General features: G+C 34.0%; 11 protein-coding genes. 6 read left to right on the plus strand and 5 right to left on the minus strand.

Annotated features, from left to right (window positions below):
- Positions 1-18 precede the first annotated feature (18 nt).
- The 3 genes from leuB to HYD3684_RS06295 are packed head-to-tail and all read left to right on the plus strand — an operon-like array spanning position 19 to position 3,009.
- Positions 19-1,092 carry a 3-isopropylmalate dehydrogenase gene (leuB, locus tag HYD3684_RS06285; RefSeq protein WP_015419836.1) on the plus strand — a complete coding sequence of 358 codons (1,074 nt, stop codon included), beginning with the start codon at positions 19-21 and terminating at the stop codon, positions 1,090-1,092.
- Between the two features lie 8 nt (positions 1,093-1,100).
- On the plus strand, positions 1,101-2,621 hold the full coding sequence (locus HYD3684_RS06290) for a hypothetical protein (RefSeq protein WP_015419837.1): 1,521 nt from the start codon (positions 1,101-1,103) through the stop codon (positions 2,619-2,621).
- A gap of 1 nt (position 2,622) precedes the next feature.
- Positions 2,623-3,009, plus strand: coding sequence for a thioredoxin family protein (locus HYD3684_RS06295; RefSeq protein ID WP_015419838.1), 387 nt, complete (start codon positions 2,623-2,625; stop codon positions 3,007-3,009).
- Here the strand turns inward: HYD3684_RS06295 and recG are convergent.
- The 5 genes from recG to HYD3684_RS06320 are packed head-to-tail and all read right to left on the minus strand — an operon-like array spanning position 2,996 to position 11,512.
- Positions 2,996-5,392 (minus strand): ATP-dependent DNA helicase RecG, encoded by a 2,397-nt coding sequence (recG, locus tag HYD3684_RS06300; protein ID WP_237698590.1) that lies wholly within the window; start codon positions 5,390-5,392, stop codon positions 2,996-2,998. The genes HYD3684_RS06295 and recG overlap by 14 nt on opposite strands.
- The gene (locus tag HYD3684_RS06305) at positions 5,389-8,886 is read right to left on the minus strand and encodes a translocation/assembly module TamB domain-containing protein (protein ID WP_015419840.1); all 3,498 of its coding nucleotides are present in this window, start codon (positions 8,884-8,886) and stop codon (positions 5,389-5,391) included. The genes recG and HYD3684_RS06305 overlap by 4 nt, the downstream gene beginning before the upstream one ends.
- Positions 8,887-8,896: 10 nt before the next feature.
- Positions 8,897-9,211 carry an SMR family transporter gene (locus HYD3684_RS06310; protein ID WP_015419841.1) on the minus strand — a complete coding sequence of 105 codons (315 nt, stop codon included), beginning with the start codon at positions 9,209-9,211 and terminating at the stop codon, positions 8,897-8,899.
- A 29-nt stretch (positions 9,212-9,240) separates the two neighbouring features.
- Positions 9,241-10,230: a CoA-binding domain protein gene (locus HYD3684_RS06315; RefSeq protein WP_015419842.1), complete on the minus strand. Its 990-nt coding sequence runs from the start codon at positions 10,228-10,230 to the stop codon at positions 9,241-9,243.
- 10 nt (positions 10,231-10,240) lie between these two features.
- Entirely contained in the window at positions 10,241-11,512 is a 1,272-nt protein-coding gene (locus HYD3684_RS06320) for a succinate--CoA ligase subunit beta (RefSeq protein WP_015419843.1), read from the minus strand.
- 91 nt (positions 11,513-11,603) lie between these two features.
- On the opposite strand from HYD3684_RS06320, the gene HYD3684_RS06325 reads away from it, so the two are divergent.
- From HYD3684_RS06325 to HYD3684_RS06335, 3 genes are read left to right on the plus strand one after another with little or no spacing between them, the layout of a single operon-like run.
- Positions 11,604-12,293, plus strand: coding sequence for a response regulator transcription factor (locus HYD3684_RS06325; RefSeq protein WP_015419844.1), 690 nt, complete (start codon positions 11,604-11,606; stop codon positions 12,291-12,293).
- On the plus strand, positions 12,286-12,795 hold the full coding sequence (rimM, locus tag HYD3684_RS06330) for a ribosome maturation factor RimM (protein WP_015419845.1): 510 nt from the start codon (positions 12,286-12,288) through the stop codon (positions 12,793-12,795). The genes HYD3684_RS06325 and rimM overlap by 8 nt, the downstream gene beginning before the upstream one ends.
- A 22-nt stretch (positions 12,796-12,817) precedes the next feature.
- A complete protein-coding gene (locus HYD3684_RS06335; RefSeq protein ID WP_015419846.1) occupies positions 12,818-14,266 on the plus strand; it encodes a menaquinone biosynthesis decarboxylase in 1,449 nt (482 codons plus the stop codon).
- The last annotated feature ends 52 nt before the right edge of the window (positions 14,267-14,318 follow it).

Raw genomic sequence — 14,318 nt, forward strand, 5'->3', positions numbered from 1 at the left:
ATATGCTAAAATAAAAGCATGAAGACATTAAAAATAGCTGTTTTAAAAGGTGATGGTATAGGCCCTGAGATTGTAGATAGTGCTTTAGAAGTACTAGATAGCTTAGCCTCAAAATACAACTTCCAATATGAAACAAAAGAAGGCCTAATAGGTGGTATAGCTATAGATAAAACAGGCAATCCTCTTCCAGAAGAAACTGTGCAAATATGCAAAGAATCTGATGCGGTGCTACTTGGGGCTGTAGGTGGACCAAAGTGGGATGATTTACCCACAGATAAAAAACCAGAAAAAGGGCTTCTTGGTATAAGAAAGGCCTTAGATCTATATGCAAACTTAAGACCTGCTAAAGTTTTTGATGCTCTCATAGAAAGCTCCCCTTTAAAAGAATCAGTAGTAAAAGGCACGGATCTGATGGTGGTAAGAGAGCTTTCTTCCGATGTGTATTACGGAGAGCCAAGAGGTATAACAACGCTCGAAAACGGCGAAAGATACGGCTTTAACACAATGGGTTATAAAGAATCAGAAATAAGAAGGGTGGTAAAAAAGGCTTTTGAGATAGCAAGACAAAGAAGGAAAAAACTCACCAGCGTTGATAAAGCGAACGTATTAGAAGTGTCTGGGCTTTGGAGAGATATAGTAAACGAAGAACACAAAAATTATCAGGATGTAGAATTAGAACATCTTTATGTAGATAACTGCGCTATGCAACTTGTAAATAGACCTTATTCTTTTGATACCATAGTAACTGGCAATATATTTGGAGATATACTATCTGATGAGGCTGGTGTTATACAAGGAAGTCTTGGTATGCTTCCATCTGCTTCCTTAGGGGATAAATACGCCCTTTACGAACCAATACACGGCTCTGCTCCTGATATAGCAGGTAAAGGCATAGCAAATCCAATAGCCACTATACTCTCAGTGGCGATGATGTTTAAGTATTCCTTCAAAATGGACGATGTGGCAAAAGCTATAGAAGATGCAGTTGACAAAGCATTGGCTCAAGGGTATAGAACCCAAGATTTATATAGAGGAGAAGGTATTAAGGTAAACACAAAAGAAATGACCAAAAAAATTATAGAAAACCTATAGGAGGGTTTATGAAAAAGTTTTTGCTAAGTTTAGCTGTTTTATGTAGCATTTCATACGGGGGCAATTTAGATTCTTTCTTGCAAAAGCTTAACAAAGAAACCTATCAAGTGATAAATGTAAAAAATAACGAAGTATATATAGCGGGAAAAGACCTACACGTAGGTGAGGTGCTTGATATAAAAGAGCAAACTGGACGTATTATAAATCCACTTAGCCATCAGTTTTTAGGTTATTCCTATAAAGAAGTTGCAAAAGTAAAAATAGAAAAAGTTTACGATAATTTTGCAGTAGGCAATATTATTTCTGGTAAAAAACCAAGCGTAGGCGATATAGCCAAAATAGACACATCAGATATATGTTTTAAAGGTTCTGATGAAAAACTCTACGATATAGCTGCCATATTTCCAAACGTAAAATCCGGCGAAAACTGTGCTCTTACCATAAAAGAGTTTCCAAAAGGTTACGGCATTGCCTTTTCCAGGATCCCAGGTGGTTTTATCAAAAAATCTATATATGAAGCATCCTCTCAGGGTGTTGTCATAAAAAAAGCATCCATTAGAGACTTGCATCTTCTTGTAACATCAAAATTTATAAAGTCTGTGGGTTCTTTGGTGCTAAGTGCGGACGTTGGAGATCTTTATGGTAACGGCAAAGAGTATCTGGTGCTTTTAACAAGGGATAACCTTTTAATCTATCAGCTTTTAAGAGATGATGTAGTAAAAATAGCAGACATGAGCCTACCGGCAGGTCATCCTATCTCTGTGAGCGTAGGAAGAATAGGTCAGGGCAAAGAAGATTATATACTTGTAAATATGTTTACTGGATCAGATATGTCTTCTTTTATAGTAAAAATGATAGGAGATAGCCCAGTAATTGTTGCAAAACACATTCATTACTTTATGTCTATTTTAGATAAGAAACATCCACATAAAACCTTCTGGGGTCAGACTTTCACAGCCGATAGCAAATTTGGAGCTGTAAAACAGCTTGCTTTTGAAAATGGTGAAGTAAAAGCTGTTCAGAATGTAGATGTGCCAGCTGGTTTTAGAATAGACGGGGCTTCTTTATACAAAGGCGATACCATATTCATAGACAGCTCCCACAGGCTTAGGGTATTTAAAAACGATACAGAACTATACTCATCTTCAGCGGTATTTGGTGGGTCTTATGCTTATGTAAACATACCTTTTATAAACGATACTACGATGAAGTATATTTTTTATGAAAAGGGTACTCCCTCTAATTTAGAAGGTTTACCGGTATTTTTAATCGGCGCCAACAAAGAAAGCTCCATAGAAAAGTTCTTTGGTATTACAAAATACGCTTACGGCAATCTTTACGCTCTTGATATAGGTGGCAAAGACAACGAACTTGTGTATATGAAAAAATTAAGAGGTGCTTCTTTTGAAGAAGCCATAGAAGGTATAATATCTACAAAAGAAGGTATATTTGTTATCACCGGAAAAGTAGGTACAATACCTATCCAAAATAACTCAGATATCTATAAAATAAGCTTTAAGGTGCTCTGATATGCATGCTATTATTACGCTTATTATCATATTTTTAATTTTATTTTTAGCTTTTATTATAAGCCTAAGACTTTTAGCTATATACAAGATGAAAAAGTTAAAAGGAGCCACATTAAACGAGTTTAAAAATGAAAAAAGATTGATACTTTACTTTTATTCTGAAAACTGTGGTGCTTGTAAAGTGATGGCTCCTATAATAGACTCTATAAAAGAGGTAAAGGTTAAGAAAATAGACGTATTTAGCAAAGAAGGGGCAAAACTTGTTCAAGAGTTAGGTATAATGGGCACTCCGACTACGGTTTTAATAGAAAAAGGTAATGTATTAAACGCCTTTATAGGCGTTAAGAAAAAAGAAGACATATTAAACATGTTTACTAAGCCACAATAACCTTCTCATCCATATACTTTTTATTTACAAACCACATAAGATCTTCGCTTATACCTTTTTTGTACTTTGGAATAGCCTCTCTTATGGTACTCATCAATCTTAGATGTTCTTCGTTTTTTAAATCTGCAAAATTAAAACCAAAATAACCAGATTGTGAAAGTCCAAGCACATCACCAGGTCCTCTTAATTTTAAATCTTCTAAAGATATTTCAAAACCATTTCTAGTTTTTACCATAATACGTAATCTTTGCAACGTGGCATTTTGTTCTGTAATTTTTTGGCTTTTAATAAAAGAGCTATTTACCAATAAGAAACAATAGCCTTCTTTATCACCTCTACCTACTCTTCCTCTTAACTGATGAAGCTGAGACAAACCAAACCTGTGAGCATCCTCTATAACAATAGTACTAGCCTCTTTTACATCTATACCTACTTCTATAACGGTGGTGGATACCAATATATGCCCACTTTCTTTAAACTCTTCCATAACGCTTGATTTTTCCCTGTCATTCATACGACCATGCAAAAGAAGCACTTTGTAATCTTCAAATATATTTTTCCATTTCTCATATTCGGTTTGAGCAGCTTTTAAATCTAGTTTTTCGGACTCTTCTATAAGAGGATAAACTATGTATACTTTGTTGCCGTTTGATAGCTCTTTTTTTATATGCTCTATCAAAAACGCCATATCCTTTTGATTGTCTGAATACAAAACAGAGGTTTTTACTGGCTTTCTCATGGCTGGCATTTCATCTAAAACAGAAATATCTAAATCTCCAAAAATCCCCATCGCTATAGTCCTAGGTATAGGAGTAGCACTCATATAAAGCATATGGGGCATAAGGTTGTTGTTTTTTTCTAACAGTATTTGCCTTTGAGCTACGCCAAAGCGATGCTGTTCATCTACTATGGCAAGACCAAGGTTTTTAAACTTTACTTTTTCTTGGACCAAAGCATGGGTACCTATTACTACATTTATCTCCCCTATAGATATAAGTTTGTGAATGTCTGTTTTTGATGTTGAAGATGTTAAAAGCCCAACTCTATAACCTAACTTTGAGAAAAAATCATGAAAGTTTTTATAATGCTGGTTTGCCAATATCTCAGTGGGCACCATCAGAGCCACTTGAAAACCTTCTTTTAGCACCGCCAAAGCGCTGGCTATACTTACCATAGTTTTACCGCTTCCCACATCCCCTTGAAGCAACCTACTCATCGGTTTTGTAGATTTCATATCGTTTATTATTTCTGTGATAGCTCTTTTTTGTGCATTTGTAAGAGGAAAGCTTATATGAGATTGCGCCTCTTTTATTATGCTATCTGGGTCAGCGTTTATAGAAGGAGCGTTTAGAGATTTTACCAAAGAGCGCCTTTTTAACATGGCAAGTTCAAATACAAATATTTCTTCGTATAAAAACCGTTTTTTGGCTTTTGATAGCATAGATTCAAAGCTTTTAAAGTCTTTAAAGTAATCCTCAGCGTGTATTATCTTAAAAGCTGTAGAAAGAGGTATCAAATCGTTGTCTTTTAAAAACTCCTCTGGTAATATATCTTGTAAATTTTGCCAGTAATCTTTGTAGTAGTTTAATATTGCTTTTATAGAAGACTCTAAGAGCTTTCTTCTTTTTTGAGAAGAGGAAGCTAGTAAGCTTTGGGGATCTTCAAATCTTTCCAACGGATAAACAGGTTTTACGATATCTATTTCTTTTGATGACTCACTAAATATCTTTGGATGTATCATATATTTCTGGCCTCTAAACTCTTTTAGCATACCATATACTACTATATTTTGTCCCTTCTGGTACCAGCCCATCACAGACTTATCTTTTGCCTTAAACTTTAAAGCTAGTTTAGTTTTACCGTCTGTTGTGATTATACTAAAAGGGTATTTTTCTTTTTCGTCATATATGAGGTTTTCTATCTTCACTAAAACAGTGCCATAAGTATCTAAAGCTAATGAGGAAATTGATTTTGACACAAGCCTATTTTCATAAGTGTATGGAAAATACCAAAGTACATCCATTAGGGTATTTAGACCGCTTGCATGGAGTATCTTCTTTTGGTTTTTATTTAGAAAATCCATATCCTCTATCTTTATGTTTAAATCCCTTAGCCTTCTAAGTTTTTGCTTTTGAGTTGATATAGATAGGTAGTTTGGTCTTTTAAAAGCCTCTAACTCTTGAAGTATTTGTTCTAAAAGGGCTTTTTTCTTTTCCTTTGAAAGTTCGTCTATTATATTTAGGCTTTTATAAAGGCTTTCTGATATGTATGGTTTTAATGCGTTGCTAAGATAAGCCCCAAAACCTTTTGCCCTTTCTAACTTAATATCGCTTGAAAGTAAATCTTTTATAAGGGATATGGGTTTTTCTAAATCTTCCATCATCTACCAAAATCAAAGCGTTTTTCAAAACTCATATCACCTTCCGAAGAGCCATTTCCATACATCTGCAACTCTATAGAGGTGTTTGGGGTTAGTTTTATAGAACCCCCATAATAAGTATCAAGAGGATTTTGGCTTGTGCTAATATGAGCTTTTAGTTTTATATTCTTTGATATGTCTTTGCTCATTTCTACATTTGTATTTAAGCTACCGTTTGCACTTTGACTTGGATATACGCTTAAGTTTACATTTGTCCCAAATATGCTGCTTGCCAAACCAGAAGGTGAGTATTTTGCTAATTTGCTTGCCATAGCATTGATAGGAAGTGCTGCTATACCAGATTTATTTAATATGAAAGAAGACAAAAGCTCATTTCTTGGCATAGGTGGATTTGAGTATATATCAAAAGTAGGATCTTCCAAATTTCCCACCAACGATATATAGGTGTTGTAAGAGTCTCCTGGCGACATCAAGAGTACGTTTATATACTTGTTGGCATCTCTTAGTTTTAGCATGCCATACCTTACGTAAAATGTTTTGTCAGAGTAAGTAAGCTCTCCACTGAAAGCCTTCAAATTTAGATTATAACCAAAATTTCCATTTCTTGCAAAGACTTTTCCTTCTATACCAGTGTATATGTTTCCCTCTGGCAACATGACGGTAATCGGTGTTGAGTTTTTAATATCTATATTCATATAAAGATTTTTAGGGAGTTTAGGAGAGCTTCCATAAGAAGAACCAGTGGAAAAGCTTTTGATATAAAGAATACCCCTTGGATCAAGGTACCCTTTTATATCTATAAAAGAAGAAAGATTTTTAAAAACATAGCTTGTATTGACAACTCCATCTACGAATCCTTGATAATAGCCATTTTTTGAATATAAATAAACTGGTAATCTCTTTAAAGAAGAACCTATATAAATGTTATGGTTAGAGGTTGTTATATTAAAAGCTATTAAATGTTTACCATTAGAAGATGAAAATACAAGGTTAACAGGTGTAAAATAGCCATTTTTAGAGGTTTTTATATCAAGGTTTATATCGCTGTACAAAGGTAAAGATAAATATTTTGAAAGAAGTAAAACAGGTTTTTGGCTTTTAAGATATAAGTTTATGTCTTTATCATCTATATTAATAGCGTAGTTTATGTTACCAGCTAGTAAGAAAGGAAGCTTTGATTTGATGAAGGCCAAAGTATCATCTATATCTATAACACCGTTTGAGCTTGTATAAAACTTCTTATCGTAGCCAAAGTAAAAACTTCCCTTAAAAAGACCATCTATATGTGCTTGGTTTGATTTCAAATAAAAAGGTTTTAAACTAAGTACACCATCTATAACTGAGCTTTCCAAAATAGGCTGATTGTAAAGATATACCTTAAATCCATCTGTTTTCCAATTTATATTGCCATCTTTTTGAGAAGATCCTCTTATACTTGCCACATTTATATAAAGGTTTTTATACTTAATATCAAAACCATTTGCGTACATAGTATATATACCGTTTTCATCTTTTATATAAAAGTTTATAGGTATTTTTATACCTTTATAAACTACAAAACCAACGGCGTTTATATTTTCTTTATTATCAACACTACCGTTAAAAGCCAAATCCACATGCAAAATCTTATTTTTACCTATTAGTTTAGCATTGAAGTTTATTGACTTTGATATGTTTAGATTTGAAGTAAGTAAAAAGTTTTGTTCTTGCAAAGTGGGTTTTAGATTAAGCATATTGTTTTTATAAGAAAAATATACATTTCCTTTTATATTTTTCAAAAAGCTATAACTTGCATTTGATATCTCAACGTTTCCAGAGATATTTTTAAGAGTTCCAGCACCATTTATATTGCCAAAAGCGTAAAGATTTTTTGAATTTGAAGCGCTAAACCCTACGTTGTTTATATATATGCTGTTGTTTGATATAGTGATAATACCATTTGTTAAATTGACGGTATAAATTGCACCGTTTATATACTTGTAAATCATAAGGTGCTTTGGTTTTACATAGCCATTTATAATATTTTTCTGATAAGTAAATAAAGCACTCATATAAGATGAATCACTAGAAAGTGTAAAAATATTATCTTTGTAAGAAAGCATTATAGGTAAAGAACTAACATTTACATAAGGGGCTTTTATAGAAGATGCGTTTAAATATCCTTCTACAAAAAACTTAGGATAAAGATTTGCTTGTAAAATACCGCTTATAGAAGCGTTTACATTGTTGTAAGAGATATAAAAATTATCCAAGTTCGCTTTTGTAAAAATGTTTTTGTTATTAAAAGCTATATAACCTTTTACACTTTGATTTCCATACAAAGAGTAATACAAACTACCAGCGTTTTTTCTTTTAAAATCAAGTTTTCCCTTTAAAAGCCCAATACCAAATTTATACTTGTAAAGTCTTACATTTGAAAGTTTTAAATCTAAGTTTAGGATTTTGTTGTCTAAGCTGTAAAATAGTTTTCCACCAGCGTATAAATCTATAGTATATTTTATATTTGAAGCTATATCTTTGTTGGTTAAATAAAGATTTTTTACCTTTATATCAAAATCGTTTTGTGTATCCGTATAATTTATATAAAGCTCTGCCAAAGGGCTTTTTAAGATACCGTCAAAAGACACACCCCCTTGATCTAAAACAGATCCCTTTATATCAAAAGAAGCATTTTTTATAGGTTTTAACTTTGGTATGTATATATTGTCTATTTTTAGGTTCGATGTAAAATATACATCTTTATTTTTTATAAAAGCTTTTAAAATACCGTTTAACGTGGAAGTCTCAAAAACCGGTGTTTTTATAGGTATTACAAAACCAGAAGCTATAGCTTTACCTATTCTATGAGCCCACCAAAAGTTTATATTAAAATCGTACAAAGAGGACACGGCGTTTACATCCTTTGCTACAAAATAACCATTTTCAAGGTATGCTTTTGGCACATATACATAAAGCTCTTGTTTTGAGCTTTTACTAAGATAAACATAACGAGCATAATCTTCTGTATGAAGAATGCCATCTTTAAGGCTAACTCTGGGTATAAAAAGTGCAAAAGCGTTGTCTGAAAATCTATCTGCACCAGCTATATAAAGATTTTTAACATTTACATGAAGTATTTTGTAAAATCTTTCGTAAAGCCTTAGATTAAAATCTGGCACATTTGAAGGTTTGTTTTCTTGGGCCACAAGGATGATGTTTAACTGGTTGGCATCGGCATATATATGTTTATGATAAATGTAAATATCTCCATCTTTTAGATAAAAATATCTTGGCTTTGAGCTGTAAGAAAGCCCTTTTATGCCTATCCCAAGCCTATAAAATATAATTTTATTTATTTTTATATCTTTTCCATCTATTTTAAAAGCCAAATTTTTAACGTAAAAACTTCTATTTTTATAACCAAAGCTTATGTGGTGTTTGTATATAAAATAAATTGGATTTAAAACAAGAAAATAAAGCGCTAAAACAAGCACTAAGACTCTTAAAAATTTCTTCATTACAAATATTTTATCTTATACTTATAAGCAAAATACCAACAAATATAAGAACCATACCAACAAAATCGTATATATTCATATGCTCTTTTAGATAAAAATAAGAAAATAAACTTATAATAAAAAACCCACTACCTACCATAATAGGATAGGCAATACTTAAATTTATCTTTTTTAGAGCAAAAGCGTAAAACAAAAATTGAATACCAAAACCTATAAGACCAGCCAATATGAAAAGTTTTGAGCTTTTAATAGCACCTATTTTTACAGCTATATTTGAAAAAGCATTAAGAAAAAGAGCTAAAAAAAGAGCTAACCAGTATATCATAAAAGCCCCTCCAAAAGGAGGGGATATATTTATATGGTAGAGTAAAGGGGTTTCACAGAAGCGCCGGTGGTATCTTCAAAGTCTCTTGGAACACCAAGCTCTTCCAGACAAGTGGGTAAATCGTGATAAAACTCAGCTACTTTTACAAGTCCAGTCTCTTTGCCCACTTCGTTAAATAGTTTTATCTTGGTGCTTGCTTTGCCTTTGCCCCTTTCCACTATAGCCCCAGCATGACCAAAGGATACGCCTTCCAAATTTTCTTGAAATCTTCCAGCTACGAAAGCAGCAACTGGTATTTTCCACTTACCTTGTTTGTAGAGCTCAAGTATCGCCATGGCTGCGTTTTCTTCGTAGGTACCACCCACTTCACCTTGGATAATAACAGCCTTTACATTTGGGTCATCGTATATATTTCTTATAACATCTTCAAATGTAGTACAAGATATTACGTCTCCTCCAAGAGCTATAGCGGTATAAACACCCCAACCTCTTCTCATCATCATCTCAGCGGTAGTGGTAGTAAGACCACCAGATTTTGACAATATCACAAGACCGCCGGGTTTATAGGCAATGGAAGGATCCTTACCACCAATAGCACCAACCCTCATAGGCACAGAAGGCACTATGGCACCAAGAGAAGTAGGACCTACTATGATAACGCCCTTTTCTTTGGCATAATTGTAGAAGTAAGTGGTATCTCTTATTGGTACATGCTCAGTGATAATGTATATAAGCTTTATACCGTTGTTTACAAGCTCAATGACAGCGTCTTTTACAGACACAGGGGGTACATATATAAGACCTGCGTTTATCTCAGGATGATGAGATAGAGCTTCTTTGACTGTGTTGTAAACTGGTACGTTAGCGACGCTAGTACCGCCTTTTCCAGGTGTAACACCAGCTTTTATAAACCCAGGATAAAGGGATTCTGTTTCTGTAACCACCTGGGAAGCTTCTCTTCCTGTAATACCTATTACCACAAACCTATGGCTATCGTTTAAATAAACAGTACCTTTCATAACACGCTCCTTATACTCCTAAATCTTCAGCAACGTTATCATTTACAGATTTTACTTGATGCTCCAAGAGATACTTCAACCTTACAGGTGCCTCCGTAAGAGGTAAAGATGAATCGTAAATCTCACCTTTCACACCACACTCTTTAAAAGCCTCATAAAGCATCCTCAAACCTTTTTCAGCTTCAGGGCCGTTTCTTCTTACTACCCATACCCAATTTGGATCAAGTTTACCTTCTTTCTTCAAGTCCCTTATAGCGTTTGCCACGCCTTCACCGAGTGTCACATCTATACGAGTGTTGTTGGCAGTACCTCCACAAACCAATACACCTCTTATACCTGGTTTGGATAGAATTATACGGGTTATCTTGTACATCTTCTCGGCTGGAGGATTTCCACCTATGTCTGTAAAGTTTGCAGGTTTTAAACCTATGTTGTAACAAGTTTCTATAGTAACCGTAGAACCACCACCACCAAAGGTCATAAGGGCTATATCACCATCCATCTCCACATAAGAACCGGCTTTACCTCTATGATCGTCTCTATCTATCAAAGATGCTTCTATCTCTCTTTGGGTAGGAGGGCGTTTCATGGCGCTTCTAACACCGTATATTTTAGAAGGCGGCACAGAGGCATCGTCATCTATGGTTACTACAGCATCAAGGGCATATATTTTTTGCTTTCCATTTACATCGCATATAGCAAGGGGGTTTATTTCTATAAGCTTTGCTTCTGTTTCCCAAAAAGCCTTATAAAGGTTTGCTATAACCTCTGATAGTTCTCTTAAAACCCCGATATACTCTTTTGGAAATCCCATATCCATTAGGTATTCTCTTACCATGTAAGGATATAAACCTATCAACGGATCTATCTTAAAGGTTTTTACCTTTTCTGGTGGGACTTCTTCTATATCCATACCACCTTCTAAGCTAAGCACCAACACCGGAGTCCTTGTCTCTGTGGAATATGTGATAGAGGCATACAACTCTTTTAGTATTTTGGCTTTTTCGGCAATTATAATACCCACTGGCATCTCGCCGTAAACTGGATACTGTAAAAGAGCTTCTGCCGTTTCTATAGCCTCTTCTGGTGTTTTACAAAGCTTCACAGCGCCTGCCTTTCCACGTTTCCCTACAAGCACTTGAGACTTCACCACAGACTCACCAAGTTTATTGGCAAAGTCTTTTAAATCATCGTTGATATGATCGGCGTACATATAATTTAAAACTGGTACGCCGTACTTCTTAAAAATCTTATCGTAAGCTTCAAACTCATAGAGGTTCATAAGACTTTTGCCTCCTTTAGAAATTGACTAATATTATATCACATTTGATGATTGGAAAAACAATAAAGGCTTTTAAGTTATAATAACTTATATGGATAAAGATATTGTGTACGTAGTAGAAGATGATATGGATTTAGCTGAGATACTTACCTTCAACTTAGAAAACGAGGGGTTTGAGGTAAAACACTTTACAAACGGCAACGAATTTTTCAAAACAATGGAACAAACAATACCAAATATAATAATACTTGATATCATGCTTCCTGGTTACGACGGAGTAAGGATAGCAAAAATACTAAGACAAAACGTCCTTTACAAAGATATACCTATTATATTTCTTACTGCAAAATCAGAAGAAGAAGACAAGATAGAGGGTTTTAATGCAGGAGCCGATGATTACATCACAAAACCATTCTCTTCAAAAGAATTAATAGCAAGGATAAGGGCTGTATTAAACAGATACAAAAAAACAATTACCACAACCAAGTTAAAAGTAGAAAATCTTGAACTAGATGAAGATAAGATGGAAGTAACGTTGGATGGAAAACCTATAAACCTTACAAAAACAGAATTTAGAATATTAAAACATCTAATTGAAAATATGGACAAAATAATGACAAGGGACAAAATAATAAATATGCTATGGTCATATGGCACAGACATAAACGATAGAACAGTGGATGTTCATATAAAACATCTAAGGGATAAACTTGGGGATTTTGGTAAATATATAAAAACCATAAGGGGCGTAGGTTACAAGTTTAGCTTAAAAGATGAATGATGATAGGGTAATAATAGGAAAGTTTTTATCAACGTTTGGATTAAAAGGTGATTTGGAAGTGGTTTTTGAGTTTGAGGAAGATATAGATTTTTATATTAAAAACCTAAAACAGATATATTTACAAAACAAACAAACTAAAGAGTTTAAAGCTTTTAACGTAACGTTTAAAAAACACCAAAACAAGGTACTATGCCATATAAAAGGAATAGACACAGTGGAGATGGCAAAAAGCTTTTGCAACGCCACAATCTTTGCAAGCTCAAAAGATTTACCAAGAAAAGAAGAAACGGTATTTCTTTTCGAGCTTTTTGGAAAAAAAGTAAAGTTAGATAGCGGCGAAGAGCTTGGAAGACTTACAAACGTATTTAAATATGCAAACAAAGATTACCTTGAAATAGACTTTGGAAAATATATAATACCAGCAGAAGAACCGTTTTTGATAAAACTTGACAAAGACCAAATAATACTTTCAAAAGATTATATCTTAGATTTGAAAAGCTAAAAAAACTAAATATATTTTACTTATGCGAAGCATTAAAACCACAGAGGAGCTGGTAAATATCTTAGAAAAAGAAGGTGAGCTTATAAGGGTAAAAGACCCCATAGATGTTCATTATGAGATAACAGAGATAACAGATAGAATGTGTAAAACAAAAGACCCAAAAGCTTTACTTTTTACAAATGTAAAAGGCTACAATATACCTGTTCTCACAAACGCCTTTGGTTCTTATAAAAGGTTAAAAATCATCTTTGGTTATGAAAACCTTGAAGATATAGGTTGGAAGCTTTATAAAGTGTTAAGACCAGAAATACCAAATACATTTTTAGAAAAGCTTAAAAAACTCCCAGAACTAAAAAAACTAAATGACGCACTACCAAAGGTAGAATCTAAAAACCCTTATAAAACCTTTAGCGAAAGTGTATTTGATATACCTGTGTTAAAATGCTGGCCCAAAGATGGTGGAAGATATATAACACTTCCTCAGGTTATCACAAAAGACCCTGAATCAGGTATCAGAAACGTGGGGATGTACCGTATACAGCTTTTAGAAGAAAAAAAAGTAGCTCTTCATTGGCAAATACACAAAGACGGAAACTCACATTTTCACAAGGCAAAAAGACTTGGTAAAAAATTACCAGTAGCTATAGTAATAGGTGCAGATCCAGTTTGTACTTACAGTGCATCGGCACCGCTTCCGCCAGAGGTGGATGAGTATTTGTTTGTGGGTATGGTAAGAGAAAACCCTTTAGAGCTTGTAAAGGGTAAAACTGTTGATATAGAGTATCCAAAATACGCAGATTTTGTAATAGAAGGTTATGTAGACCCAGAAGAACCGCTTATAGACGAAGGGCCTTTTGGAGATCACACTGGATTTTACACACCAGTAGACAAATACCCAGCAATGCACATAACAGCTATTTTATCTAAAGACAATCCAATATATATATCCACTATAGTAGGACCACCACCCCAAGAGGATAAATACCTTGGCTATGCCACAGAACGTATATTCTTACCCCTTATTAAGTTTAATCTACCAGAGGTAGTGGATTATCATCTTCCAGCAAGTGGAGTATTTCACAACTTTTGCTTTGTTTCCATAAAAAAGCGCTATCCTGGGCACGCCTTTAAAGTAGCTTATGCACTACTTGGGCTTGGACTGATGTCTTTGGAAAAGTATATAGTGGTTTTTGACGAATGGGTAAACGTACACGATATAGAAGAAGTGCTTTGGATATGGGGCAACAACACAGACCCTTCAAGGGATATAATCATCACAAAAGGACCTATAGATGTACTTGATCATTCTACCAACGAAGTAGGTTTTGGTGGTAAGATTATAATAGATGCCACAAAAAAACTAAAAGAAGAAGGATATACAAGAGTATGGCCAGAGGTGGCTAAAACCGACGATGAAACAAAAAGAAAGGTTGATAGCATATGGCAAAACATATCAAGATTTTTATCTTAAAAGCTAAAAAAACTTTAAAAACCTCCGATATGTTAAATAACAAGTTTTAGGA

The organism is Hydrogenobaculum sp. 3684, assembly GCF_000213785.1.
Taxonomy (GTDB): Bacteria; Aquificota; Aquificia; order Aquificales; family Aquificaceae; genus Hydrogenobaculum.